The 24,988-nt window shown below is 68.8% G+C and carries 22 protein-coding genes; 13 read left to right on the forward strand and 9 right to left on the reverse strand.

All coding sequences use genetic code 11. The features are described 5' to 3' along the window. Positions 1 to 505: 505 nt before the first annotated feature. Both ACQEU1_RS32880 and ACQEU1_RS32885 read right to left on the reverse strand, forming a co-directional pair. On the reverse strand, positions 506 to 1,216 hold the full coding sequence (locus ACQEU1_RS32880) for a DUF305 domain-containing protein (RefSeq protein ID WP_433210104.1): 711 nt from the start codon (positions 1,214 to 1,216) through the stop codon (positions 506 to 508). Further along, on the reverse strand, positions 1,216 to 2,043 hold the full coding sequence (locus tag ACQEU1_RS32885) for a DUF3105 domain-containing protein (protein WP_433211915.1): 828 nt from the start codon (positions 2,041 to 2,043) through the stop codon (positions 1,216 to 1,218). Before ACQEU1_RS32885 ends, ACQEU1_RS32880 begins: the two co-directional genes overlap by 1 nt. Before the next feature lie 169 nt (positions 2,044 to 2,212). On the opposite strand from ACQEU1_RS32885, the gene argS reads away from it, so the two are divergent. The 11 genes from argS to prmC all read left to right on the forward strand — a co-directional run bounded on the left by argS (position 2,213) and on the right by prmC (position 17,099). Further along, a complete protein-coding gene (gene argS, locus ACQEU1_RS32890; protein WP_433210106.1) occupies positions 2,213 to 3,850 on the forward strand; it encodes an arginine--tRNA ligase in 1,638 nt (545 codons plus the stop codon). After that, the gene (gene lysA, locus ACQEU1_RS32895) at positions 3,850 to 5,268 is read left to right on the forward strand and encodes a diaminopimelate decarboxylase (RefSeq protein ID WP_433210108.1); all 1,419 of its coding nucleotides are present in this window, start codon (positions 3,850 to 3,852) and stop codon (positions 5,266 to 5,268) included. The genes argS and lysA overlap by 1 nt, the downstream gene beginning before the upstream one ends. A 4-nt stretch (positions 5,269 to 5,272) precedes the next feature. Next, complete coding sequence (locus ACQEU1_RS32900; RefSeq protein WP_433210110.1) at positions 5,273 to 6,574, forward strand: homoserine dehydrogenase; 1,302 nt, start codon at positions 5,273 to 5,275, stop codon at positions 6,572 to 6,574. Continuing rightward, a complete protein-coding gene (thrC, locus tag ACQEU1_RS32905; RefSeq protein ID WP_433210112.1) occupies positions 6,571 to 7,623 on the forward strand; it encodes a threonine synthase in 1,053 nt (350 codons plus the stop codon). Before ACQEU1_RS32900 ends, thrC begins: the two co-directional genes overlap by 4 nt. Then, positions 7,620 to 8,471 (forward strand): homoserine kinase, encoded by an 852-nt coding sequence (gene thrB / locus ACQEU1_RS32910; protein ID WP_433210114.1) that lies wholly within the window; start codon positions 7,620 to 7,622, stop codon positions 8,469 to 8,471. The genes thrC and thrB overlap by 4 nt, the downstream gene beginning before the upstream one ends. A 317-nt stretch (positions 8,472 to 8,788) precedes the next feature. After that, on the forward strand, positions 8,789 to 10,804 hold the full coding sequence (gene rho, locus ACQEU1_RS32915; RefSeq protein ID WP_433210116.1) for a transcription termination factor Rho: 2,016 nt from the start codon (positions 8,789 to 8,791) through the stop codon (positions 10,802 to 10,804). A 1,399-nt stretch (positions 10,805 to 12,203) separates the two neighbouring features. Then, positions 12,204 to 12,416, forward strand: coding sequence for a 50S ribosomal protein L31 (rpmE, locus tag ACQEU1_RS32920; protein WP_090095185.1), 213 nt, complete (start codon positions 12,204 to 12,206; stop codon positions 12,414 to 12,416). A gap of 103 nt (positions 12,417 to 12,519) precedes the next feature. After that, entirely contained in the window at positions 12,520 to 13,584 is a 1,065-nt protein-coding gene (prfA, locus tag ACQEU1_RS32925) for a peptide chain release factor 1 (RefSeq protein ID WP_433210119.1), read from the forward strand. Between the two features lie 23 nt (positions 13,585 to 13,607). Beyond that, a complete protein-coding gene (locus ACQEU1_RS32930) occupies positions 13,608 to 14,816 on the forward strand; it encodes an acyl-CoA thioester hydrolase/BAAT C-terminal domain-containing protein (RefSeq protein ID WP_433210121.1) in 1,209 nt (402 codons plus the stop codon). Between the two features lie 11 nt (positions 14,817 to 14,827). Continuing rightward, on the forward strand, positions 14,828 to 16,213 hold the full coding sequence (gene lpdA, locus ACQEU1_RS32935; RefSeq protein ID WP_433210123.1) for a dihydrolipoyl dehydrogenase: 1,386 nt from the start codon (positions 14,828 to 14,830) through the stop codon (positions 16,211 to 16,213). A gap of 19 nt (positions 16,214 to 16,232) precedes the next feature. Next, positions 16,233 to 17,099, forward strand: a complete 867-nt coding sequence (gene prmC, locus ACQEU1_RS32940) for a peptide chain release factor N(5)-glutamine methyltransferase (RefSeq protein WP_433211918.1) — start codon at positions 16,233 to 16,235, stop codon at positions 17,097 to 17,099. Between the two features lie 10 nt (positions 17,100 to 17,109). Here the strand turns inward: prmC and ACQEU1_RS32945 are convergent, their stop codons facing one another. The 6 genes from ACQEU1_RS32945 to ACQEU1_RS32970 form a co-directional block, all read right to left on the reverse strand. Continuing rightward, complete coding sequence (locus tag ACQEU1_RS32945) at positions 17,110 to 17,433, reverse strand: hypothetical protein (protein WP_433210125.1); 324 nt, start codon at positions 17,431 to 17,433, stop codon at positions 17,110 to 17,112. Continuing rightward, positions 17,430 to 19,145: a hypothetical protein gene (locus ACQEU1_RS32950; RefSeq protein ID WP_433210127.1), complete on the reverse strand. Its 1,716-nt coding sequence runs from the start codon at positions 19,143 to 19,145 to the stop codon at positions 17,430 to 17,432. The genes ACQEU1_RS32945 and ACQEU1_RS32950 overlap by 4 nt, the downstream gene beginning before the upstream one ends. A gap of 350 nt (positions 19,146 to 19,495) precedes the next feature. Then, positions 19,496 to 20,245 carry an ESX secretion-associated protein EspG gene (locus ACQEU1_RS32955; protein ID WP_433210129.1) on the reverse strand — a complete coding sequence of 250 codons (750 nt, stop codon included), beginning with the start codon at positions 20,243 to 20,245 and terminating at the stop codon, positions 19,496 to 19,498. Next, positions 20,242 to 21,492 carry a hypothetical protein gene (locus ACQEU1_RS32960; RefSeq protein WP_433210131.1) on the reverse strand — a complete coding sequence of 417 codons (1,251 nt, stop codon included), beginning with the start codon at positions 21,490 to 21,492 and terminating at the stop codon, positions 20,242 to 20,244. Before ACQEU1_RS32960 ends, ACQEU1_RS32955 begins: the two co-directional genes overlap by 4 nt. A gap of 20 nt (positions 21,493 to 21,512) precedes the next feature. Beyond that, positions 21,513 to 22,049 carry a DUF3558 domain-containing protein gene (locus ACQEU1_RS32965; RefSeq protein ID WP_433210133.1) on the reverse strand — a complete coding sequence of 179 codons (537 nt, stop codon included), beginning with the start codon at positions 22,047 to 22,049 and terminating at the stop codon, positions 21,513 to 21,515. Next, positions 22,046 to 22,468, reverse strand: coding sequence for a hypothetical protein (locus ACQEU1_RS32970; RefSeq protein ID WP_433210135.1), 423 nt, complete (start codon positions 22,466 to 22,468; stop codon positions 22,046 to 22,048). Before ACQEU1_RS32970 ends, ACQEU1_RS32965 begins: the two co-directional genes overlap by 4 nt. A 243-nt stretch (positions 22,469 to 22,711) precedes the next feature. Here ACQEU1_RS32970 and ACQEU1_RS32975 point away from each other — a divergent pair, with 243 nt between their 5' ends. Next, complete coding sequence (locus ACQEU1_RS32975; protein WP_382445033.1) at positions 22,712 to 23,362, forward strand: L-threonylcarbamoyladenylate synthase; 651 nt, start codon at positions 22,712 to 22,714, stop codon at positions 23,360 to 23,362. A gap of 81 nt (positions 23,363 to 23,443) precedes the next feature. Further along, positions 23,444 to 24,583 (forward strand): glycosyltransferase family 4 protein, encoded by a 1,140-nt coding sequence (locus ACQEU1_RS32980; RefSeq protein ID WP_394615940.1) that lies wholly within the window; start codon positions 23,444 to 23,446, stop codon positions 24,581 to 24,583. Between the two features lie 7 nt (positions 24,584 to 24,590). On the opposite strand, the gene ACQEU1_RS32985 is transcribed toward ACQEU1_RS32980, so the two are convergent. Then, positions 24,591 to 24,974 (reverse strand): hypothetical protein, encoded by a 384-nt coding sequence (locus tag ACQEU1_RS32985; RefSeq protein ID WP_433210138.1) that lies wholly within the window; start codon positions 24,972 to 24,974, stop codon positions 24,591 to 24,593. Positions 24,975 to 24,988 lie beyond the last annotated feature (14 nt).

The following is a 24,988-nucleotide window of genomic DNA, read 5'->3' on the forward strand; positions in this document are numbered from 1 at the left end:
CCTTCGCGGTGGGTCGGCTTTGGTGCAAAGACTTTGACGAGCCGGGTCATTTCATCGCCGCTTCGCGTCGATAGAGATTGGGGCTTGACTTCGGGGCCCTTGCGAGGCGCTTGTCGGACCGGAAAAGGCCGGGCTGAAAAGAGGCCCGGCCGAGCCACAAGTGGTAGCACCTCGCACCCAAAGTCAAGCCCCAATCTCGTTGGTGCGTGGCTGAGTTGGGTGGGCACGTCACCACACCGGCTTGACGGCGCGTGAGGGAAGGACGCCTCGCCTTCGGCATTGCGTTGGGTCTTGGCTGGGCTCGGCTGCGCCATTGCCCTGAGCGCGCGCTCGGTCGGGCTCGCCTCCGGCTTCGCCAGGCCCTAAAGCCATCCTTGACCCGACTTGCCGTACCCGTCTCGCCCTGTCCGTCTCGCCCTGCACGGCGCTCCCCGCACCGCCGTAGGCAAAGCGAAAGGGCCGCCCCCGCAACTCCGGGGACGGCCCTCTCACGTGAACTTCGTGGCTACGGCAGCGGGGCGGCTCCGCGCTTCGCCAGGTAGTCCTTCATCAGCTCGGTCTCGGCCGACTGCGACTTCAGCATGTTGTCGGCCAGCGTGCGCACGAACGACTGGCCCGCCGCGGTCGAGGCGTACTCGGCCATCGGGGCCCCGCCCATGTGGTGGCGGAGCATCAGCTGCAGCCAGTACACGTCGAACTCCGTGCCCGCGGGGATGGTGCGGAGCTTGGTGAGCTCGTCGGTGGTGGCCATGCCGGGCATGATCGGCTTGCCGGCCTCCGGGGTGGTGGCGCCGTGGCCGTGGACGCCGGCCGCGTCCATCCACTTCATGTAGACGCCGGAGATGTTCTGCTCGTGCTCGTTCCACATCATCAGCCAGCCCTTCATCCGCCCCACCTGTTCGAGCTGGGTGGAGGAGATGTCGAAGGCGAGCTGGCGGATCTCCGGGTCGGTGGAGCGGTCGCGGGCGATGTTCGCCATCTGGATGCCCTGCAGGTGGTGCATGGACATGTCCTGGCAGAAGCCCACGTCCACGGAGCCCGATGCCGGGGCCGCGGAGGAGGTGGAGGAGCCGGGGAGCTTGACGAGGAGTCCGACGGCCGCGCCCAGGAGGAGCACGGCGAGGACCGCCGCGCCGATGACGAGGGTCCTGGCCACACCCGAAGGTGCGGTGGAGACCTCGTCCTCGGTCACGTCGTCGTCGGTGGGTGCGGTCATCAGCTCGACGGGGGCGTCGAGGCGGAACCCGACGCGGGCGGCATGCTCGGGTTCTGCTGCTGGCCCTCGGTGAGGGACTCGTCCTTGCCGCCGTCCATCGGCACGGCGTCGGCGCCCGGCTTCTCGGCCACGAACGGGGCCGGGTTGGCGAGGAACTGCGAGTTCTCGCAGGACGCGCCGACCTCGGGGTAGGTGTTCGGGTTGCGCAGCAGCGACGAGATGAACTGGTCGATGCGCTCGTCGTCGGCGTTGTCCAGCTTCAGCTGGTGACCCCAGGACTGCAGCGAGATCGGCTTGTCGAGGCCCGGGAACGGCGACAGCGCCATGTACGGGATGCCCTCGACCTTGACCTTCAGCTTGTTGAGCGCGTCGTCCTTGACCTGGTCGGGGTTGTACGCGATCCACACGGCGCCGTGCTCCAGGCCGTGGACCATGTTCTCCGTGCGCACGGCCTTGTCGTAGACGACACCGGTGCAGTCGGCCCACGTGGCGTCGTGCGGACCACCGAAGGCGGGAGTCTGGTCGTACGCGACGCGCTGCTCCGCGGTGACGTGGCGGGAGCCCTTGTACTCCTTGGACACGATGCCCGCGAGCTGCAGCGACGGGTCCTTGTTCGTGTCGGAGGGCTTCCACTTGGCCAGGGCGGCCTCCTTGACGTTGTTCTCGTGGATCTGCATGTACGCATATCCGAAAACACCGCCCGCGAGGGCCAGCACCGCCACAACCGCGATGATCGTGCCCCACGGCTTGGGCTTGCTCGCCACCACCGAGGAACGGGCTGCGGCCACGCTGTTGCGTGTGGCCTTCGTCTTCTTGCCGCTGGTCATGTCCGCCTCAGATGTCGTCCTGGTCAACCGGCGCCAGTGTAGGGACATCGTGTCTGATCACTGTCAGCGCAGGGCATTACCACGTCCGCGTTAACACTTGCCGTCTCACCCTCCGAGACCCGGTAACCCGGTCGAGACCTGCGACAACGCTTCTCTAAACTCTTCTGGCGTGACCCCTGAAGTGCTCGCCGATCTGGTCCGGACCACGGTTGCGCAGTTGCTGGCGGACCGAGGCCTTCCCGCCACCTCTCTGCCGGAGCAGGTGACGGTCGAGCGACCCAGGAACCCCGGGCACGGGGACTACGCCACGAACGTCGCGTTGCAGCTCGCCAAGAAGGCCGGTGTGCCGCCGCTCGACCTGGCGGCGTGGCTCGCCGAGGCCCTGCTCGCCCAGCCCGCCATCGCGAAGGCCGACGTGGCCGGTCCCGGCTTCCTGAACCTCACGATCGCCAGCGAGGCCCAGGGAGCGATCGTTCGTGCCGCCCTCGAGGACTTCTACGGCACCGGCTCCGAGCTCGTGAACAGGCGCATCAACCTGGAGTTCGTCTCCGCGAACCCGACCGGCCCGATCCACCTCGGTGGCGCGCGCTGGGCGGCCGTGGGCGACGCGCTCGGCAAGGTGCTGCAGGCCCGCGGCGCCGACGTCACCCGCGAGTACTACTTCAACGACGCCGGCGCGCAGATCGACAGGTTCGTCCGGTCGCTGATCGCCGCCGCCAAGGGCGAACCGGCCCCGGAGGACGGCTACGCGGGCACGTACGTGAGCGACATCGCCGCCGAGGTCCTGCGCCGCGAACCGGGGGCGCTCGGCGACCCCGAGACCGTGCGCAGGGTCGGCGTCGGGCTCATGTTCGAGGAGATCAAGCGCAGCCTGCACGAGTTCGGCACCGACTTCGACGTCTACTTCCACGAGGACTCGCTGCACCGGAGCGGTCGCGTGGACGAGGCCGTCGCGAGGCTCAAGGCCACCGGCTCGCTGTACGAGAAGGACGGCGCCTGGTGGCTGCGGTCCACGGACTTCGGTGACGACAAGGACCGCGTCGTCATCAAGAGCGACGGCGACCCGGCGTACATCGCGGGCGACATCGCGTACCTGGTCGACAAGCGCGGCCGCGGCTTCGACCTCTGCATCTACATGCTCGGCGCGGACCACCACGGCTACATCGCGCGCCTCAAAGCAGCGGCGGCCGCCCTCGGCGACGACCCGGACAGCGTCGAGGTGCTGATCGGCCAGCTCGTGAACCTCGTCAGCGACGGCCAGCCCGTCCGGATGAGCAAACGCGCGGGCACGGTCATCACGCTGGAGGACCTGGTCGACGCGGTCGGGGTGGACGCCGCCCGCTACGCCATGATCCGGTCGAGCGTCGACTCCAGCCTCGACATCGACCTCGACCTGCTGCGCAAGCACAACAACGAGAACCCGGTCTACTACGTCCAGTACGCGCACGCCCGCATCTCCGGCGTGCTGCGCAACGCCGCCGACCTCGGGGTCACGCAGGGGGACGACCTCTCCCTGCTGGTGCACGAGCGCGAAGGCGACCTGATCCGCACGATCGGCGAGTTCCCCAGGGTCGTCGCCACCGCCGCCGACCTGCGCGAACCCCACCGGGTGGCGCGCTACCTCGAAGAGCTCGCCGGCACCTTCCACCGCTTCTACGACCGGACGAACGGCGTCCGCGTCCTCCCCCAGGGCGACGAGGAGACCACCCCGCTGCACCAGGCGAGGCTGACCCTCTGCGCCGCCACCAGGCATGTTTTCGGAGCGGGCCTCGGCCTGCTCGGCGTCACCGCACCGGAGCGAATGTAATGCGAGCACACCCCGCCGGACCTCGGCACGCCGATGTCACGGCGCCCGGCAACACCGCCGGCGACCGTCCCTCCTCCACCGACCAGATCGACTTCCTGCACCCGACGGTGTGGCCCCGCAACGCCAAGCGCACCGACGCGGGCGTGCTGGAGCTCGCCGGCGTCGACGTGCGCGAGCTGGCCGAGCAGTACGGCACCCCGCTGTTCGTCATGGACGAGCAGGACTTCCGCGCGCGCTGCCGCGAGCACGCCGAGGCGTTCGGCGACCCGACGCTCGTGCACTACGCGTCCAAGGCGTTCCTGAGCGTGCAGGTCGCGAAGTGGGTGGCCGAAGAGGGCCTCTCCATCGACGTGTGCAGCGGCGGCGAGCTCGCCATCGCGCTCAGGGCCGAGTTCCCGGCCGAGCGGATCGCGTTGCACGGCAACAACAAGAGCGTTCCCGAGCTCGTCGCGGCCGTCGAGGCGGGCGTCGGCGGGATCGTCCTCGACAGCTACCACGAGATCGCGCGCCTCGACCAGATCGCGCGCGAACGCGGGGTGGTGCAGCCGGTGCTGATCCGCGTGACGGTCGGCGTCGAGGCGCACACGCACGAGTTCATCGCGACCGCGCACGAGGACCAAAAGTTCGGCTTCTCGCTGTCGTCCGGTGACGCGGCCGAGGCCGTGCGGCGCGTGCTCAAGGCCAGTGGCCTGAAGCTCGTCGGCCTGCACAGCCACATCGGCTCGCAGATCTTCGACGCGTCCGGCTTCGAGGTCGCCGCCCGCCGCGTCATCGGCCTGCTCGCCGACATCCGCAAGGAGCACGGAGACGTCCCTTCGCTGAACGTCGTCGACCTCGGCGGCGGTCTCGGCATCGCCTACACCCCGGACGACGACCCGCCCCCGCCCGCCGAGCTCGCCCGGCAGCTGCACAACATCGTGCAGAAGGAGTGCGAGCACAACGGCCTGGAGATGCCTCGCATCGCGGTCGAGCCCGGCCGCGCGATCGTCGGCCCCGGCACGGTCACCGTGTACGAGGTCGGCACCATCAAGGACATCGAGCTGGACGGTGGCGCGCGCCGCCGGTACGTCAGCGTCGACGGCGGCATGAGCGACAACATCCGCACGGCGCTCTACGACGCGGTCTACGACTGCAAGCTCGTTTCACGTGCGTCCGAGCCCGAGTCGAGGGCCGTGCTGTGTCGTGTGGTGGGCAAGCACTGCGAGTCCGGTGACATCGTGGTTCGCGACTGCTGGCTGCCCGATGACCTCGCACCGGGAGACTTGGTTGCGATCGCGGCCACAGGGGCCTACTGCTACTCGATGGCGAGCGGGTACAACCGACTTCCACGGCCCGCGCTCGCCGCGGTGACCGATGGGGAGGCGCGGCTGCTGCTGCGTCGCGAGACCGAGGACGACCTGTTCCGTCTGGAGGTATAGGGCTGTGCCGGAAGTGAAACCTATTCGGGTCGCCTTGCTCGGCTGTGGCACGGTGGGCACGGAGGTAGTCCGGCTGCTGACGGACCAGGCCGAGGACCTCGCCCAGCGCATCGGCGCGCCGGTCGAGCTCAAGGGCATCGCCGTGCGCAGGCCGAACAAGCACCGCGAGGTGCCGGAGCACCTGCTCACCACGGACGCCGAGGCGCTCGTGAAGTCGGACGACGTGGACGTCATCGTCGAGGTCATCGGCGGCATCGACCCCACGCGGGGGCTGCTGCTGGAGGCGCTGCGCGGCGGCAAGTCCGTCGTGACGGCGAACAAGGCGCTGCTCGCCGAGCACGGCCCCGACCTGTTCGAGGCCGCTGACGGCTCCGGTGCCGACCTCTACTTCGAGGCCGCCGTCGCCGGCGCGATCCCGTTGCTGCGCCCGTTGCGGGAATCCCTTGCGGGAGACCGGATCACGCGCGTCATGGGCATCGTGAACGGCACGACGAACTTCATCCTGTCCGCGATGGACGCCACGGGCGCGGGCTACGGCGAGACGCTCGAGGAGGCCTCGCGCCTCGGTTACGCCGAGGCCGACCCGACCGCGGACGTCGACGGGTTCGACGCCGCTTCGAAGGCCGCGATCCTTGCGTCCCTTGCGTTCCACACGCGCGTAACGGCGTCGGACGTGTACCGCGAGGGCATCCGCGCGGTCTCGGCGGCGGACATCGCGGCGGCCAAGGGGCTCGGCCGCACGGTGAAGCTGCTCGCCATCTGCGAACGCGTGGTCAGCCCGTCCGGCCAGGAGTCAGTCGCCGTTCGAGTGCACCCGGCCATGATCCCCAGGACGCACCCGCTGGCCTCGGTCAACGGCGCGTTCAACGCGGTGTTCGTCGAGGCCGACGCGGCGGGGGAGATGATGTTCTACGGGCAGGGCGCCGGCGGCGCCCCGACGGCGAGCGCTGTCGTCGGCGACCTGGTCGCCGTGGCGCGCAACATGGTCGCGAGCGGGCACGGCCCGCGCGAGTCGGCCTACGCGGCGCTTCCCGTGCAGCCCATGGGGAACACGCCCACCCGCTACCACATCAGCCTCGACGTCGCGGACAAGGCCGGTGTCCTCTCGCAGGTCGCCGCGGTGTTCGCGGAGCACGACGTGAGCATCGCCGCGGTGCGCCAGGAAGGCCGTGTCGAGGACGCCAGCCTGGTGATCGTCACGCACGCGGCGACCGACGCCGCGCTGCGGTCCACTGTGGACAAAATCGGTGGCCTCCCCGTGGTGCGGGACGTCGTCAGCGTCATGAGGGTGGAGGGCGAAGAATGAGTGCGTCCAGAGCAGGCTGGCCCGGTCTCATCAACGCCTACCGGGACCGCATCGAGATCCCCGAGGGCGCCGAGGTCGTGACGCTGCACGAGGGCGGCACGCCGCTGGTGCACGCACGCCGTCTCTCCGCGCTCACCGGTTGCGACGTGTGGGTGAAGGTCGAGGGCGCGAACCCCACCGGGTCCTTCAAGGACCGCGGCATGACCGTGGCCATGACGTACGCGCTGGCGTCCGGTCTGAAGGCCGTCATCTGCGCCTCGACCGGCAACACCTCGGCCTCCGCGGCGGCCTACGCGGCCAAGGCCGGACTGACGGCGGCCGTGCTGGTGCCCAGCGGCAAGATCGCGATGGGCAAGCTCGCGCAGGCCGTCATGCACGGCGCGAAGATCCTGCAGATCGACGGCAACTTCGACGACTGCCTCGAGCTCGCGTCCAAGACCGCCGCCGAGTACCCGGTCACGCTGGTGAACTCCGTCAACCCGGTCCGGCTCGTCGGCCAGCAGACCGCCGCGTGGGAGGTCTGCGACGTGCTCGGCCGGGCGCCGGACGTGCACTGCCTGCCGGTCGGCAACGCGGGCAACATCACCGCGTACTGGAAGGGCTACACGTCCTACGACCAGGGCCTGCCCCGCATGTTCGGGTTCCAGGCCGCCGGTGCCGCGCCACTGGTGTCCGGTGCGCCGGTGCCGAACCCCGAGACCATCGCGACCGCGATCCGGATCGGGTCGCCGGCGTCGTGGACGGGTGCGGTGAACGCCCGCGACGAGTCGGGTGGCCTGATCGACGCCGTCACCGACGAGCAGATCCTCGCCGCGTACCGCCTGCTGGCGTCGTCCGAGGGCATCTTCGTCGAGCCGGCGTCGGCCGCGTCCATCGCGGGCCTGCTCCAGACCGCCGAGGACGGGCGCCTGCCGAAGGGCTCGACCGTGGTGTGCACCGTCACGGGCCACGGCCTGAAGGACCCCGACACGGCGCTGCTCGGCACCACCGAGGTCGAGCCCGTCCCGGTCGACCCCGGCGCCGTCGCGCACGCGCTGGAACTCTCGTGAAGTTCCTCGTCTCCGTCCCCGCGTCGACCGCGAACCTCGGTTCGGGGTTCGACGCGCTGGGCATGGCGCTCGGCATGTACGACGACGTGGAGGTGGCCTCCGCTCCGGAAGGCCACCTCTCGATCACGATCGACGGTGCCGGCTCGGGTGACGTCCCGCTCGACGAGACCCATCTCGTCGTGCGGGCGGTCCGCGCCACCGGCTACACCGGCGGCCTCGCGCTGAGGTGCCGCAACACCATCCCGCACGCACGCGGACTGGGCTCGTCGGCCGCCGCGATCGTGGCGGGTGTCGTAGCCGGATTCACCCTGTTGGGTCGCGAGTTGGACACGGACGCGTTGCAAATCGCCGCCGGGTTCGAGGGGCACGCGGACAACGCGGCGGCCTCTTTGTACGGCGGAGTTGTCGTTGCGTGGTCCGAAGGAGAGCGTTATCGCGCGGTCCGGATGGCCGTGGACGCACGCGTGCGCCCGTTCGTGCTGATCCCCGCGGTCGAGTCGTCGACGAAGACGACGCGCGGCCTGCTCCCGGCCGAGGTGCCGCACGCCGACGCCGCGCACGCCGCTGGGCGGGCCGCCCTCGCGGTGCACGCGCTGACGTCCGATCCGTCCGTTCTCCTTGCCGCGACTGAGGATCGACTCCACCAGAACTACCGGGAACCCGCTTGGCCCGACACCGTTCGGGTGATCAACGATCTTCGCAAGCTGGGAGTTCCCGCCTGCGTGAGCGGAGCGGGACCCACCGTGATCGCCTTCGGTGATCTTCCGGACGAGGTCGACACGACCGGCTTCGACGTGCGCAGACTCGACGTCGACGCCGCCGGCGTGCGCGTTCGGCCATTGGACTGACACGCCCGACCCCGGTTGTTGCATGCCGGGGGAGCGGCGTCTACCCTCGGGGGCGATCAGTCACTGCGCGCACGGGCGCCGGTGTCGCGCCCGGACATTCGTTCCGGGTCGCAATCCTTTTGTGTTCCGGCTCTGTGCCGTGCGGGCGGGGCGGACGCAAAGAGGCACCCGATCGCCGTGATCTGAGAAAAGTCCCGTGCTTGCCGGCAGCCGTCGTGCTTCCGTCTTCATCGGACTTGACCGCCGTTCCCCGCTGAAGTGGGAAGGCGGGTCCGCTGGGCCGCGTAGGAGGCGGGGCCTGGTCAGGAAGGACTTGTGTGACCAACACCGATTTGCTGAGCAGCGAAGTCGCAGCTGCCGCTGGTTCTGGAGCCGAGGAGAACGCTCTGTCCACCCCATCGAACGGCACGACGCCGCGCCGCCGCGCGGGTCTGTCCGGCATGGTGCTCGCTGAGTTGCGCGAGCTCGCCGGCCAAATGGGCATCACCGGAACCGCCGGCCTGCGCAAGGGCGACCTGATCGCGGCCATCAAGGAGAAGCAGGGCTCCGGAGCCCCGGCGAAGGCCGAGAAGCCCGCGAAGGCCGAAAAGGTCGCCGCGAAGGCCGAGGCCCCCGCGGCCGAGAAGCCCGCGAAGGCCGAGAAGCCGGCCGCCGAAAAGCCTGTTCAGCAGCAGCTCGAGGTGACGGAGAAGCCCGCCGCCGCCGAGGTTCCCGCTGGTGACGACTCCCGTTCGGCCGAGGACGGTGGGCGCAGGGGCAACCGCCGCCGCCGTTCCGGCCGTGGTGGCGGCAACGCCGAGGGCGAGGGCCAGCAGCAGCCCGAGCAGCAGCAGCGTCCCGAGCGCGCCGACCGCCAGGAGCGCGCTGAGCGCCCCGAGCGCGGTGAGCGTCAGGACCGCGGCGAGCGTTCGGACCGCGGTGAGCGCTCCGAGCGTTCCGACCGCGGCGAGCGTCAGGACCGCGGAGACCGTGGCGACCGCAACGAGCGCGGCGGCCGTGACCGCAACCGCGACCGCGGCGAGCGTTCCGACCGCGGCGACCGCGGTGGCGACCGCCAGGGCGGCAACCAGCAGGACGGCGACGACGAGGGCGGCCGTCGCGGCCGCTTCCGCGACCGCCGCAGGCGCGGTGGCCGCGGCGACGACCAGGGCGGAGGCGGCCGTCAGGACCGCGAGACCGAGGTGCGCGACGACGACGTCCTGCTCCCCGTCGCGGGCATCCTCGACGTGCTGGAGAACTACGCGTTCGTCCGCACGTCCGGCTACCTCGCGGGCTCGAACGACGTCTACGTGTCGCTCTCGCTGGTCCGCAAGTACGGCCTGCGCCGCGGCGACGCCCTCACCGGCGCCGTCCGCCAGCCGCGTGACGGCGAGCAGCAGCGGCAGAAGTTCAACCCGCTGGTCCGCGTCGACAAGATCAACGGCCTGGACCCGGAAGAGGCGCGCAACCGCCCCGACTTCACCAAGCTGACGCCGCTCTACCCGAACGAGCGCCTGCGCCTCGAGACCGAGCCGCACATCCTCACCACCCGTGTCATCGACCTGGTGATGCCGATCGGCAAGGGCCAGCGCGCCCTGATCGTCTCCCCGCCGAAGGCTGGCAAGACCTCGGTGCTCCAGTCGATCGCGAACGCGATCACGACGAACAACCCCGAGTGCCACCTGATGGTCGTCCTCGTCGACGAGCGTCCGGAAGAGGTCACCGACATGCAGCGCTCGGTGAAGGGCGAGGTCATCGCCTCGACCTTCGACCGCCCGCCGTCGGACCACACGACCATCTCCGAGCTGGCGATCGAGCGCGCCAAGCGCCTCGTCGAAATGGGCCACGACGTCGTCGTGCTCCTCGACTCGATCACCCGCCTGGGCCGCGCCTACAACCTGGCAGCCCCGGCCTCCGGCCGAATCCTGTCCGGTGGTGTCGACTCGACGGCCCTCTACCCGCCCAAGCGCTTCCTGGGCGCCGCCCGCAACATCGAAGGCGGCGGCTCCCTCACGGTGATCGCGACGGCGCTGGTGGAAACCGGCTCGGCGGGCGACTCGGTCATCTTCGAAGAGTTCAAGGGCACCGGCAACGCCGAGCTCAAGCTCGACCGCAAGATCGCCGACAAGCGCACCTTCCCGGCCGTGGACGTGGACAGCTCCGGCACCCGCAAGGAAGAGCTCCTGCTCTCGCCGGACGAGATGGCCGTGACGCACAAGCTCCGCCGAGTGCTCCACGCCCTCGACGGCCAGCAGGCCATCGACCTCCTGCTGGACCGCCTGCGCAAGTCCCGCACCAATATCGAGTTCCTGATGCAGGTGGCCAAGACCACCCCAGGCGCCGAGCAGGACTGAACGAGCGCGTAAGTTTCACGTGAAATTGCCCCCGCTGCAGGTCAGCGGGGGCTTTTTCATGCCCGTCACTCGAATGCCGACCCCACGAGCACGCTGCCGCAGGGGTCCCCTCGGTTTCAGGCAGGCACGACAGGCTGCGAGGCAGCTCCGGGAGGGCTGGGCTTGGGCTGAGGTGGACGGGTGGCGAGCGCGGTGCCAACCGCACTCGTCAGCGCAGGGCAACTAGGTACGCAGGCCGGGCGTGCGCACCCAACCGGTCAGCCGTCGACGCAAGCCGCCCGCCTACGAGTCCTGGCGTGGCGAAGCGGAGCGAGCCCGTACGGGCTGATGCCCAGCTGGTCGGCGGTCGGACCCATCGATTGCGATTGGGGCTTGACTTTGGGTGCGAGGTGCTACCACTAGTGGCTCGGCCGGGCCTCTTTTCAGCCCGGCCTTTCCGGTCCGACAAGCGCCTCGCAAGGGCCCCGAAGTCAAGCCCCAATCGCCACCCATGGGCTTCGACAGGACCTGCTGGACCACCCTCGCAACCGCAGCCCAACCCCAGGAACGCAACCAACCCCGCTGGGACCGGCACCGCAAAAGCCTCACCGGCAGTCGGCAGCCTGCCGACTCTCGTCACTCTGCACCAAGCACTGAAACACGAGCCCCAGCAGAACCGGCACCCCCACCACAGTCGCAGCCAGAGCGGGAACCTCCACCGCCCCAACAACAACCCCAACCCCGAGAACACCCACCAAGTAGGGCCACCGGAGCCAAACCCGCTGCCACCCGCGCCGCCACCGAACCCCACCGGAAACAGCAGCCGCCACCGCCACCCCAGCCCCGGAAACCACAGGTGACAACGGCACCGTGCTCCAGGAAGCAGTGAGCAGCCCTGCCGACCCCATCAGGCCGAACACGGCAGCGGAGAACAGGAACGGCAACGCCAGCCACAAGTGCTGACCCATGGGCCGCTCAGCGGTGCAGAACACGCCGCACAGTCTGATGTACACGCACCAACAACACAGAGCCGTATCCAGTCGAACGGCAACACCTTGCGCCGAACGGCGTACCGGGAACGTTGAGCGGTTGTGACTTGAACCACGCACGGTGGGCATGCCGCGTCACCACGCAACGCGCCGGCACCCAGGTCCGAGCCGTGAACGCACCCGAGCCGCCCGGAACCGCCCCTGACCAGGCCTGAACCACCCCCGATCCTGCTCCGACAGAGCCCGAAGCCCCCCGCAGCCCACCCGCTGACGCCCCCGCCCCGGGCATGACCCAGCCCACACCCTCACCTCGGGAACAACCACGTTTTTGCACGTGTTGAACGGTCTGGCAAACTAAACGGTCGAGTCCGGCTCCGGTTCACCCGTTCACCAACAGGGACCCGGCGGCCATCCTTGAAAGGGACAAGATCTTGAAGAGTGGAATCCACCCCGAGTACACCGCCACCGAAGTGACGTGCAGCTGCGGCAACAGCTTCACGACGCGCAGCACCACTTCGGCGTCCGAGGTCCGCGTCGAGATGTGCTCGAACTGCCACCCGTTCTACACGGGCAAGCAGCGCATCCTGGACACCGGCGGTCGCGTGGCGCGCTTCGAGGCGCGTTACGGCAAGCGCAACAAGTAGCTGCTTTCACGGCGCCTGACCTCGGCCATCACGGCCGGGGCGGGCGCCGTCGCCGTCTCTTGGGAAAACCCACGGACGAAGGCCCCGAACGAAAGCAGGAGAAGTGTCGCAGTCGCTGGACAGCTTGCTCGCCGAGTACGACGAGCTGGAGAAGAAGCTCGCGGACCCCTCCGTGCACGCTGACCAGGCGGGTGCGCGCAAGCTCGGCAAGCGGTACGCCGCGCTCGGGCCGATCGTGAAGACGGCCAGGGAGATCGAGCAGGCCCGCAACGACCTCGAGGCGGCCAAAGAGCTCGCGGCCGAGGACCGGTCGTTCCAGAGCGAGGTCGACGACATCGAGGAGCAGCTCCCCAGGCTGGAGGAGCGCCTCACCGAGCTGTTGCTGCCGCGGGACCCCCACGACGGGGACGACGTGCTGCTGGAGATCAAGTCCGGCGAAGGTGGCGAGGAGTCCGCGCTGTTCGCCGGGGACCTACTGCGTATGTACACGCGGTATGCGGAGCGGCAGGGCTGGAAGGTCGAGATGCTCGACGGCACCGACTCCGACCTCGGCGGCTTCAAGGACGTCACCGTCGCCATCAAGACCAAGTCGGCCACGCCCGACGGGGTGTGGAGCCGGCTCAAGTGGGAGGGCGGCGTGCACCGGGTGCAACGCGTGCCCGTCACCGAGAGCCAGGGCCGCATCCACACGTCGGCGGCCGGCGTCCTCGTCTTCCCGGAGACCGAGGAGACCACCGCGATCGAGATCGACGAGAAGGACCTCCGCATCGACGTCTACCGGTCGAGCGGCAAGGGCGGTCAGTCGGTCAACACCACGGACTCCGCGGTCCGCATCACGCACCTGCCGACCGGCATCGTCACGTCGTGTCAGAACGAGCGCAGCCAGCTCCAGAACAAGGCCCGCGCCATGCAGGTCCTCCAATCGCGCCTGATCGCCCTCGCCGAGGAGCAGAAGGCGCAGGAGCAGTCGGACGCCCGGCGCACCCAGATCCGCACCGTTGACCGCAGTGAACGGGTGAGGACCTACAACTTCCCCGAATCACGCATCTCCGACCACCGGGTTGGGTACAAAGCGCATAACCTTGACCAGGTCCTCGACGGAGACCTGGACGCGGTGGTGGACGCACTCGCCGCCGCAGACAGGGCGGAACGGCTCGCAGGCGGGTAATCCGACGTGAGAAGGGGCGCGTTGTGGCCGAGATCCTGGTGAATCCGCAGTCAGCGCCCCTCGACCAAGAGGTCGAAGTGGTCGTCGCAGGCCTCAAACCCGGCCAAGAGATCACCGTGCAGCTCTCCACGGGCGAGCGCGCTTCTCACGCCGTGTTCGAGGCGGACGACCGTGGTGTTGTGGACCTCACACGGCACGCACCACGAGACGGCAGCTACACGGGCGTGGACCCGATGGGCCTGTTCTGGTCCCTTGAACGCACGGGCGGCAAGCCGAGCGAGACCGTCCTCTCGGTCGAAGGCGTCGGCGACCGAGTTCTGGAGCGCCACTCCACTCCGGAGGGAGTCGAACGCCTGGAGGTCCGCGAGAACGGACTCGTGGGCACCCTGTTCGCCCCTGAGGACGACGGAGGCGAGCTCCCCGGCGTGATCGTGCTCGGAGGCTCCGAGGGCGGTCTGCACGAGACCGACGCCGCTCTCCTGGCCGCGCACGGCTTCGTCACGTTCGCCCTCGGCTACTTCGGCCTCAAGGGCCTGCCCGAGCACCTCACCGACGTCCCGCTCGAGTACTTCGGCAAGGCCATCGCCTACCTGGAGGAACGCGCCGGCGCCATCGGTGTCACGGGCGGATCGCGGGGCGGCGAGCTGGCACTGCTGATCGCGGCCACGTTCCCGCAGGTCAAAGCAGTGGTCAGCGTCGTCGGCAGCGGCGTCGTCACCCAGGGCATCGGCCCGGGAGCCAACCTGCTGCAGAAGCTCTCGCACGAAGCCGCCTCCTGGACCCTCAAGGGCCAGCCGCTCCCGTACCTGCCCTACGACATCGGCGACGAGCTCCGCAGGAAGATCGTCAACGACGAACCGGTGCCGTTGAAGCTCGCCTTCAGCACCGAGGACGGCATCCCCGAGGACACCGAGATCCCCGTCGAGCGCATCAACGGCGGTGTGTTGCTCATCTCCTCCGGGCACGATCACGGCTGGCCGAGCACCGAACTCAGCGACGTCGCGATGCGCCGGCTCAAGGACCACGAGCACCCGTTCCCGCACGAGCACGTCGTGTATCCCGAGGCAGGACACCTGATCGCGGGCCCGCCGCACCGGCCGGCCACGGACGTGACCTATCCGGGGCCCGGTGTCACCTTCTCGGGTGGTGGTGTTCCCGCCGCGACCGCGCACGCCCGGCAGAACGCTTGGAAACGGACGGTTGAGTTCTTGCGGGAGCAGCTCGGGAGCTAGGTTGTGTGCTTATGAGCGCACACTTTGATGTCGTCGTCGTGGGTGCGGGTCCCGGCGGGTACGTCGCCGCGATCCGTGCGGCTCAGCTCGGGCTGAAGACCGCCATCGTCGAGGAGAAGTACTGGGGCGGTGTCTGCCTGAACGTCGGCTGCATCCCCTCGAAGGCGCTGCTGCGCAACGCCGAGCTGGCGCACATCTTCACGCACGAGCAGAAGACGTTCGGCATCAAGGTCGACGGCACCGTCAGCTTCGACTACAGCGCTGCCTGGCAGCGCAGCCGCAAGGTCGCGGACGGGCGCGTCAAGGGCGTGCACTTCCTGATGAAGAAGAACGGCATCACCGAGTACAACGGGTGGGCCAACTTCACCGACGACCACACGCTGACCGTCGGGGACGAGACCATCACCTTCGGCCACGCGATCATCGCCGTGGGCGCCACGACCCGGATGCTGCCGAACACGCAGAAGTCCGACCGCGTCGTGACCTACGAAGAGCAGATCATGACCGAGGACCTGCCCGAGTCGATCATCATCGCCGGCGCGGGCGCCATCGGCGTCGAGTTCGCCTACGTCATGCACAACTACGGCGTGAAGGTCACCATCGTCGAGTTCCTCGACCGCATGGTGCCGCTGGAGGACGAAGAGGTCTCCGCCGAGCTGCTCAAGCGCTACAAGAAGCTGGGCGTCGACGTCCGGATCGGCACCCGCGTCGAGTCGATCGACGAGTCGGGCCCGAAGGTCCGCGTCACGGTCTCGAAGAACGGCGCGGAAGAGGTCCTCGAGGCCGACAAGGTCATGCAGGCCATCGGTTTCGTGCCGCGCGTCGAGGGCTACGGCCTGGAGAACACCGGCGTGAAGCTGACCGACCGCGGCGCGATCGACATCGACGGCCGAGGCCGCACGTCGGTCCCGCACATCTTCGCGATCGGCGACGTCACCGCGAAGCTCATGCTCGCGCACACCGCCGAGTCCATGGGCGTCATCGCCTCGGAGACCATCGCGGGCGCCGAGACGATGGAGCTCGACTACGTGATGATCCCGCGCGCGACGTTCTGCCAGCCGCAGATCGCCTCGTTCGGCTACACCGAGAAGCAGGCCCGCGAGAAGGGCTACGACGTCCAGGTCGCGAAGTTCCCGTTCACCGCGAACGGCAAGGCGCACGGCCTGGCCGACCCCGGTGGCTTCGTGAAGCTGATCAGCGACAAGACGCACGGCGAGCTGCTCGGCGGCCACATCATCGGCCCCGAGGCGACCGAACTGCTGCCCGAGCTCACGCTGGCGCAGCAGTGGGACCTCACCGTCCACGAGGTCGCGCGCAACGTGCACGCGCACCCGACGCTGTCCGAGGCCGTCAAGGAAGCGGTGCACGGCCTGGCCGGGCACATGATCAACTTCTGAGATAGCTTTCTCCACGATGATGAACCGGCAACCGCTCCGCCTCGCGATCTCCGAGGCCGCCAAGATCCTCGCCGAGGCGGGTGTGGACAGTCCGCGCGTCGACGCGGAGTACCTGGCCGCGCACGTGCTCGGAGTCGAGCGCGGGCGGTTGCCGCTCATCCCGCTGGTCGATCCGTCGGTGATCGACCAGCTGCACAAGCTCGTGCGGGTGCGCGCCTCGCGCATCCCGTTGCAGCACATCCTCGGCTGGGCGCCGATGGGGATGATCTCCGTCGAGGTCGGCCCAGGGGTGTTCGTGCCGCGGCCGGAGACCGAGCTGCTGATGGAGTGGGGCCTGAAAGCCCTGGTCGGAGTGGCTTCCCCGGTCGTCGTGGACCTCTGCGCGGGCACGGGCGCGCTGGCGTTGTCGATCGCCGCTGCCCGCCCGGATGCGGTGGTGCACGCGGTGGAGATCGACCCGCAAGCGCTTGCGTGGACGCGCCGCAACGCCGACGCGCGGGTGGCCGCGGGGGACACGCCGATCCGGCTGCACTCCGGTGACGCCACCGACCCGTCGCTGCTGTCCGATCTGGACGGTCTGGTCGACCTCGTCGTCTGCAACCCGCCCTACGTGCCGGAGGGAACGTTCGTGCAGCCCGAGGTGGGCGAGCACGACCCGCACCACGCGGTGTTCTCCGGGGCGGACGGGCTGGACGTGATCAGGCACGTCGTGTGGGCGGCCGCACGCTGGCTCAAGCCGGGCGGGTTCGTCGGCATCGAGCACGACGACACGCAGGGGGAGTCCGTGCCGGCGCTGCTGAGCGCGCGCCGGTCGCTCACGGACGTGGCCGACCACCTCGACCTGGCGGGGCGGCCCCGGTTCGCGACCGCCCGCAGGGTCTCCTAGAACAGGGTTTCTAGAACAGGGCGTCGAAGGCCTTCGAGAGGTCCCGCACCTGCTCGCCGAGGCCGCGATCGGACAGCTTGTCCATCAGGTGGTCCGCGACGTCCCTGCTGGGCTTGGGTTTGCGGGCCTCCGCGCGCAGGTCGTCCACGACCTCGATGGTGGACGTGGGCGCCTGGGCCTCGTTCAGGTCCTCGCGCAGCTCGTCGAGCAGCCGCAGCACGGCGCTCACGTCCTTGATGTGTCCGATGTGGACGTCGCCGGTTCTGGCACGTCCGCTGGTGCCGACGTTGCTCCCGATCACCGGGCCGGTGATCTCGAAGTTCCGTTCGTTCATGGGGTTCCCTTGCTGACGTTCGCGCTGCCGGTGCGGGCCTTGCCGGTCGTGCCGATGTTGCTGGAGATCACCGGGCCGGTGATGTGGACGTTGTTGCTCGTCACCTGCATGGCCTGTTCCATGAACTCGGTGACGGAGATGCCTTTGCTCTCCAGGAACTCGCCCAGCGTGCGCAGCAGCCGTGACTCCAGGACCTTGATGTAGCGCTCGACGTCGGTGAGCTGGAAGTAGTTGTCGACCTGGCTCCTGCTCGCGAGCTCGCGCAGGCTGTTGCTGGCGCCGTAGCGTTCCGCGACGAACGTGCCTTCCGCCTGGTGGATGGGGTTCATCCAGCCGACGGCCGTCGCGAACCGCTTGGGCAGCGACGTCGGAAACTTCAGCAGGTCGACGACCGCCTCGAGGAACGGGCGAATCGACTGCTCCGGCAGCACGTCGATCTGCCGGTGGTGGGCGTGGATGGGGTGCAGGATGCACGGCGTCCACTCGACGTAGAGCATCTCGTCGTCGAGCCCGAACGTGAGGTAGGCGGAGACGACGACGTCGCGGTCCCACGTCTCGACCTGGAACGACCGGAAGTAGCGCATCCACTCCATCGGCCTGGCGATCAGTTCGTCCACAACGGACTGGCTGACGCCGTGTTCGGGGGAGTGGTCCTTGTCCGGCAGCACGATCCGCGCCTCGGCGTCGTCGATGTGGTCGATCAGCTCGACCGACGAGATGACGACGCGGTCGCCGGTCTTGAGGCCTCGCAACCGATGTCCCGGTGACAGTGACGCCGACCGGCCCGTCTTGACGAGCTCGCTCGTGATGCGGTCGTAGAGCTCGGGGAGGGCGAAGCCCGGTAACGGCGCGTACTTGTCGTTCTCGGCGGGCTTGAGGGGAAGCGCCATGGACCACGGTTCGAACATCACGCCGGAGCCGACGAACGGCCGGTAACCGTGGTAGACGATCACCTCGGCCTCGCCGGGGTCAGGTTCGCCGTCCTCCTCGGTGGGGTAGAGCGCGAGCGCTTCGGCGTAGCTGGAGTGCCCAAGAGACCGGAACGTCCACTCGTTTCGCCACAGCTCCTCTTCCGGCTTGCTGGTGCGGAACCCCTGGCGGCGGAAGCTCTTCGTGATCAGCAGCCACGTCACCACCCGGTCCGTCAGCAGCACCGCGAAGAGCAGCACGATCGCGAAGATCGAGATCACGAGCCCGGCGTCGTTGCTCTCCTCCACGCAGTTCCTGTACCTGGGACTGCAGTAGACGTCGGCGGCGTCGATCTCTTCCATGAGCTTGTACAGCACGAAGAAGAGCGCGATCACGCTGGCGATCGAGCCCAGCACGACCGGCACGCGCGGCGTTCTTGGCCGTTGCTGCTGCTGCCGCGGAAGCGCCAGCCGCGCTCCCGTCCCGAGCGCCACGACCGAGGCGACCAGCAGCCAGCCGCCGAGCAGCATCCCGCTCGCGGTGAACAGCACCACCACCGCCAGCACCAGCAACACGCTGTCGCGCACCTTGCGCCGCGTCCGCGCCGCCACCGCCTCCCGCAACACCGCGCCCGAGTTGACGCCGGGTGAACGTGGAATCGACCGAGTGGACTCGACGAGGTACTCGCGAATGGCGGAGTCCGCGAACTCCTCGTCGCGGTGAGCGGCTCCGCAGAGGAAGCGGGTCGTGTCGTCGCGCAGCTTCGGAGAATCGTTTCCCTTCGTCGTCGCAGCTGTTGGCATTGTCCTGTCCACTTTCTGTCATTGAATCGAGCACTCTGTGTTTGTGCTGGTCAGGGACATGGTGAGACAACGAACAACGGGCAAATTCACTGTGCTGCAGGGACGATAGTCGCTTTGGGTCCGAATTGGGCGCAGGTCGTCTGAAAGTAAATTGTCAATGCGCCGAAAGAGGGCAACCGACACGCTTGTCGGACGCGCCCGATGATCGGTTGGGTGTGGCTGGCCAAAACATGGCCAATAACGCGCCGTTTGTGGGCCTTGAGTCCGAACGGACGTATGTTCTCCGCGGGGAGGGCACGCGGTCACGCGCTATGAGGATCCGCCGCCTCGCGCGTGACCGCGTGTGCGCCTTACCGCTCGCTGGTCATCGCCAGCACCTGACCGAGGTGCCGTGCCAGTCCCATGTTGTCGGCGGGTCCGATCGTGAACCAGCCGGCTTTGGCGGGCACGTTCGCGTACCGGCCCGCCTTGGTGTCGATCCACGTGACAGGCGGGAAGTCCCGCTTCGCCCGGCCTTGGTTCAGCTGCACGAGGAAGTGCCCGTTGCCCAGGGCCGGCCCGGTCAGCATCTGCTTGGCGAGCCGGACGTCCTCGCTCTCGGTAGACCTGACGGCCTGCCGGAAGCCTTCCTGCTGCTGCGGCGCTTCGAACGCCTGAGCCGGCACCGTCACCGGCTTGCCGGGCCCCGGCCGTCCCGGCGGCATGGCGTTGGCGATGCTCGTGGCGATCTCGTTGGCCTGCACCAGGTCCAGCGTGACGCCGGCGTCCTCCTGCGTCACGAGCACCGCGTACCCGCCCCGAGCCACCACGGTCGCGCGCACCAGCCGTTCCTGACTCATGTCCGGAATCGCGAAGGCGATGACCCTCAGCTCGGGCCGCGCCAACAGGTTCAGCGCGTCCTCCAGATCAGGCTCGGGCCGCCCGCGCCTGGCCAGGTTCCGGCGCTCCAGGTCCGCGTGCACACCGGCCTTGACCTGAGCCCGCTCGTCCAGCGTCTCCCCGTGCTGCCCGATGTCGAAGGGATAGGGAATCCCCCCGACCCGCAGCCCCTCCCACAGCACCTCGAAGGCGGGCAACGAGAGCTGGGCGATCCGCCTCATCCGCCGATCACCGGCGGCGCGACCATGCGGTCGTCGTCGAAGAACTCGTCAGTGGGCACGAGGTAGTTGGACTTGTGCTCCTTGTCCTCCTCGCCCCCCTTGCCGCCCCCAGCGCCACCGGCCCCCATCCCACCGGCACCGGCCGCACCACCGCGACCCGCCGCACCGGCTGCACCGCCAGTTGCGCCGAGGCCACCCGCCACACCAGCGCTACCGCCGGGCGTAGCGGGCCCGAAGCTGCCCATGCCGCGCCCGGAACCACCAACACCGGCCATGCCGCCGGGCCCCATGCCACCCGGTCCCATGCCGCGCCCACCAGCACCACCACCGGGGCCACCACGTCCCATGCCAGGACCGCCACCGCCGGGCCTGCCGGTCTGGCCACCGCCGGGCGGCCGCGTGCCGGGAGGGAACATTCCAGGCGGTCCGATCGGCGGACCGACGGGAGGCCGGTTTCCGCCGGGCGGGTTGTTGGGGTTGTTCGGGTTGGTGAGACCCGGATCTTTGAGACCCGGCGCGACCCACGCGGGGTTGGTCGTGTTGTTGTTGCCGACGTTCGACTGCGGGATCCCGGGCATGCCGGTGCTGCTGGGTGGCCGCCAGCCGTTGCTGGTGCTGCTGAGGCTGCTCGTGCTCGTCGAACTGCTGGTCTGCGTGACGCCCTGGTCCTGGGTCACCTGCGGCAGGGAGTCCATGGTGGGCATGGACATCGCGGCCGACATCATCGTGTTGTCACGCGTCTGCATGACCTGCACGGCCTCTTCTTTGGCGCCCTGCTGCTTGTTGTACGTCGAGATCATCTCGATGGGCGCGCCCACCATCATGACCGGGCTGACGAACCCGCCCTTGTTCGTCAACCAGTCGCCGGCGATCGACAGAGGGTCGAACTTCACCGGTTCGGGCATGCTCTTGTTCGCCTGCACCGCCGCGTCCCGCTGCTGTGCGATCGCCGTGGACGTGCGCACGAACCCGTCGCCCGTGGTGTCCGCGAACTTCCCCACCTTGCCCAGCGCGGCCCGCACCCCTTCGGCGGCCTTGCCGGTCCACGCCGACTGCGAGCCGTTGACGAGGATGGTGAAGTCGGTCGCCAGCTCCTTGAAGCGGCCGCCGATCTCACCCCAGGCGTCGATCACCTGGTTCGCCGCGTCAGGGCTGTACTTGTCGGTGACCAGCTTCTTCATCGCTTCGTGCGGCTGGCCTGGGTAGTTCGCGTTCGGGTGCGGAACGGTGGGCGTGACGGGCGCCATGACAATCCCCTCAGATGGCGTTACGGCAGTTTCGGTGCGATGAGATCAGCGGCCTTGGTAGCGCGTTCGCAGGCTGCGGCGGTGTCCTCCGAGGTGACCGTCAGGTTTCCGATCACCACTACGGACGACGACTCGCTGACCGAGATCGCAATCGTGCAGAGGTGCTTGGCGTTGTCCTGGGCCTCGACCTTCGTCGCGTCGAACCTGCCGACCTTGATCTGCGAGATCTTCTCGCCCTGGAGGTTGAGGTCTTTGACGCCCGAACTGGTGCGGATGCCCGCGCGGACACCTCCGTTGCCGCTCACGTTCCAGCCGCAACCGTCCGAGGTGCCGACCTGCGCGGCCTTGCCGGGATAGGAGAGCCCCAGGCTCGTCACCTCCGACTCCGTGAGCAGGTCGCACGGCTTGACCGATGCAAGGCCCGAAGTCGAGCCGGGCTCGCTGGTCGGCGTAGCACCGCCGCTCGTCGGCGTCGGGTTCGCGTTGCCCGTGGTGCCGGTGCACCCTGCGGTGAGGGCAGCGAGGCCGATCGTTGTGGCGATGAGGATGCGCTTCATGACTTCCCGTCGATTTTCTTCATGGAGTCGACGCCCGCACGGTCGGCGTTCTGGTAGGAGGCGCGGCTCTTCTCGATCTGAACCTTGAGCGAGTCGATCGCCTTGCCGAGATCGATGAGCGTCTGCTGGGCGGCCTGCCCGAAAGTCCGGTTGTTCTGGCTGATCGCTTCTGCGTAACCGCCGCCGAGTTTCGTGTCCGCGCTGAGGTCGGCGCCCCTCTGCGAGACCTCGTCGATGGCGTCCTTCATCTCGGTCAACTTCTTGATCATGGCGTCGACCAGGTTGGGGTCGACCGACAGTTGCTGTGTCTCCACGGCCACCGCCACCGCGCGCCCGGCGTCCATGATCGCGTTCAGGCCGCCGCCGAAGATGCCGTCCCACGAGCCCGAGGCCAAGCCTCTGACCTTGCCGCTCGTCACCACTTCTTCAGACACAGAAGCTCGACCTCCCCCATTGCGCTCTGTGGTCGACCCATGACCTTACAGTTGTGCGCCCGTTTGGTGGATGCGTTGAACTACTTACATCGTTCGGGTCTGAACCTTGCCTGGTCACGCCGGCCCCAACTGCGCAAAGTGAGAACCGAGGCACAGGTCGGGCAGTGGCGGCGCGGTTTGGACGGGCCTTGCGTCACCCGGTCGGGGTGGCTGGCTAGGCTCACCGAGGTGAGCACGGTCTACGACTGCAGCGAACCGGGCAACCGCGCGGCTGGCCTCGCCGCCGCCGCTGGTGCGGTGCGGAGCGGACGCCTCGTCGTCCTGCCCACCGACACCGTCTACGGGATCGGCTGCGACGCGTTCGACGCGGAAGCCGTCCGGAGTCTTCTCGACGCCAAGGGGCGCGGGCCCGACATGCCCGTGCCCGTGCTGGTCGGGTCCTGGACCACGATCGACGGCCTGGTGCTGAGCGTGCCCCGGCAGGCGCGGGCTCTCATCGAGGCGTTCTGGCCCGGTGGGTTGAGCATCGTGCTGCCGCACGCGCCGAGCCTGGCGTGGGACCTCGGGCAGACGCGCGGCACGGTCATGCTGCGCATGCCGTTGCACCCGGTGGCCCTCGAACTGCTGCGCGACGTCGGTCCGATGGCCGTGTCCAGCGCGAACCGGACGGGGCACGCGCCCGCGTCCAGCGCGCAGGAGGCACGCGACCAGCTCGGCGACGCCGTGCCCGTGTACCTCGACGGCGGCCTCAGCGGGGAGAACATCGCCTCGACCATCGTCGACCTCACCGGGCCGGACGCGCTGATCCTGCGCGAGGGCGCCGTGTCCAAGGCACAGGTCGACGAGGTGCTCGGCGTCGAGGTCGAGATCGCGCGGTAGCGGGCGGCTGCCAGAATTGATCATGGTCGTCGCGGGTACCGTGGCGGCCACCCCGAACATTCCCGATTGATTGGTAGGCCCGTGGGGCCCGCATCCTCGTTCGTCCTCCCCGTGCGCGAGTACCTGCTCGTCGCGTTGATCGCTGCCGTCGTGACGTTCCTGCTCGTGGGCCTGGTGCGCGCCATGGCGTTCCGGCTCGGCGCGGTGGCCTACCCGCGGCAACGCGACGTGCACGTGCAACCGATGCCGCGCATGGGTGGTGTCGCCATCTACGGCGGCGTGCTGTGCGGCATGTTCGTGGCACACCAGTTGCCCGTGCTGCGGGCGGCGTTCGACTTCTCCAACGACCCGTGGGGCGTCATCGTCGCGGGCGGCGTCATCGTGCTCGTGGGCGCGATCGACGACAGGTTCGAGCTCGACTCGCTCACCAAGCTCGCCGGCCAGGTCACGGCCGCAGGCATCCTCGTGCTGTTCGGCCTGCAGTGGATGATCGCGTGGGTGCCGTGGGACGGCGGCGCGACCATCTCGCTCGACCAGAACCAGGGCGCGCTGCTGACCGTGCTGCTCGCGGTCACCATGATCAACGCGATGAACTTCGTCGACGGCCTCGACGGGCTCGCCGCCGGCATCGGCCTCATCGCCGCCGCCGCGACGGCCGTGTTCTCGATCGGCCTGCTCGTCGAACGCCAGGGCGCCGTCGAGGCCTACCCGCCGGCGCTGATCGCCGCCGTGCTCGCGGGCGCCTGCCTGGGCTTCCTGCCGCACAACTTCAACCCCGCGCGCATCTTCATGGGCGACTCGGGCTCCATGCTCATCGGCCTCATGCTCGCCGCCGCCACCACCAGCGCGTCCGGCAAGATCAACCAGGCCACCGGCAGCGCGGCCGACCTGCTCGGTCTGCTCTCGCCGCTGATCGTCGTCGCCGCAGTCTTGTTCGTGCCGCTGCTCGACCTGCTGATGGCCATCATCCGCCGCACACGACGCGGCGAGAGCCCGTTCTCCCCGGACAAGATGCACCTGCACCACCGGTTGCTGGAGATCGGGCACTCGCAACGCCGTGCCGTGCTGCTCATCTACTTGTGGGCGGGCGTCCTCGCGTTCGGTGCCGTGGCCCTGACACTGTTCGACCCGATCATCGTGGCCACGTGCTTCGTCATCGGCCTCATCGTGACGTTCGTGGTCTCGGTGATTCCCAGGCTGCGGGACGCCCGAAAGTCCTGACAAGACCTCAGATCGGGTTCTCCACGCAGGGGCGCCCGAGCAGTGCGAACGTCCCGTCGTCCTGCTTCTCCCAGCCCTCCACGCAGTGCTTCTGGCCGTCGGCGTAGTCCTTGTAGATCGCGGCGCTGTAGATGATCCCCACGGCCCACTTCTGCGTGGGGGAGACGGAGCTGTAGTCCGGGCCGAACACCCTGAAGTAGCCGTGGAACGACAGGTAGGTGCTGACCGTGCTGACTCCGGCGGTCACGTTCCTCACGTAGCCGCCCTTGCCGGTCGCCACGATGCTGATGCCGTTGCTGATGCCGCTCTCGTCCGCGTGCGCCGGCATCGCCGTCAGAAGTGCTGCCGCAGTGGCGGTCAGTGCGATCGCGGCCGTTCGAACGTTGCTCATCGGATCCCCCAAGA

It is taken from the genome of Lentzea sp. CA-135723 (assembly GCF_050936595.1).
GTDB lineage: Bacteria > Actinomycetota > Actinomycetes > Mycobacteriales > Pseudonocardiaceae > Lentzea.

Coding starts and splice junctions, on each gene's coding strand:
- ACQEU1_RS32880 (WP_433210104.1), bottom strand. CDS start 1,216: ATGACCGCACCCACCGACGACGACGTGACCGAGGACGAGGTCTCCACC.
- ACQEU1_RS32885 (WP_433211915.1), bottom strand. CDS start 2,043: ATGACCAGCGGCAAGAAGACGAAGGCCACACGCAACAGCGTGGCCGCA.
- lysA (WP_433210108.1), top strand. CDS start 3,850: ATGCGAGCACACCCCGCCGGACCTCGGCACGCCGATGTCACGGCGCCC.
- thrC (WP_433210112.1), top strand. CDS start 6,571: ATGAGTGCGTCCAGAGCAGGCTGGCCCGGTCTCATCAACGCCTACCGG.
- lpdA (WP_433210123.1), top strand. CDS start 14,828: ATGAGCGCACACTTTGATGTCGTCGTCGTGGGTGCGGGTCCCGGCGGG.
- prmC (WP_433211918.1), top strand. CDS start 16,233: ATGAACCGGCAACCGCTCCGCCTCGCGATCTCCGAGGCCGCCAAGATC.
- ACQEU1_RS32945 (WP_433210125.1), bottom strand. CDS start 17,433: ATGAACGAACGGAACTTCGAGATCACCGGCCCGGTGATCGGGAGCAAC.
- ACQEU1_RS32950 (WP_433210127.1), bottom strand. CDS start 19,145: ATGCCAACAGCTGCGACGACGAAGGGAAACGATTCTCCGAAGCTGCGC.
- ACQEU1_RS32955 (WP_433210129.1), bottom strand. CDS start 20,245: ATGAGGCGGATCGCCCAGCTCTCGTTGCCCGCCTTCGAGGTGCTGTGG.
- ACQEU1_RS32960 (WP_433210131.1), bottom strand. CDS start 21,492: ATGGCGCCCGTCACGCCCACCGTTCCGCACCCGAACGCGAACTACCCA.
- ACQEU1_RS32965 (WP_433210133.1), bottom strand. CDS start 22,049: ATGAAGCGCATCCTCATCGCCACAACGATCGGCCTCGCTGCCCTCACC.
- ACQEU1_RS32985 (WP_433210138.1), bottom strand. CDS start 24,974: ATGAGCAACGTTCGAACGGCCGCGATCGCACTGACCGCCACTGCGGCA.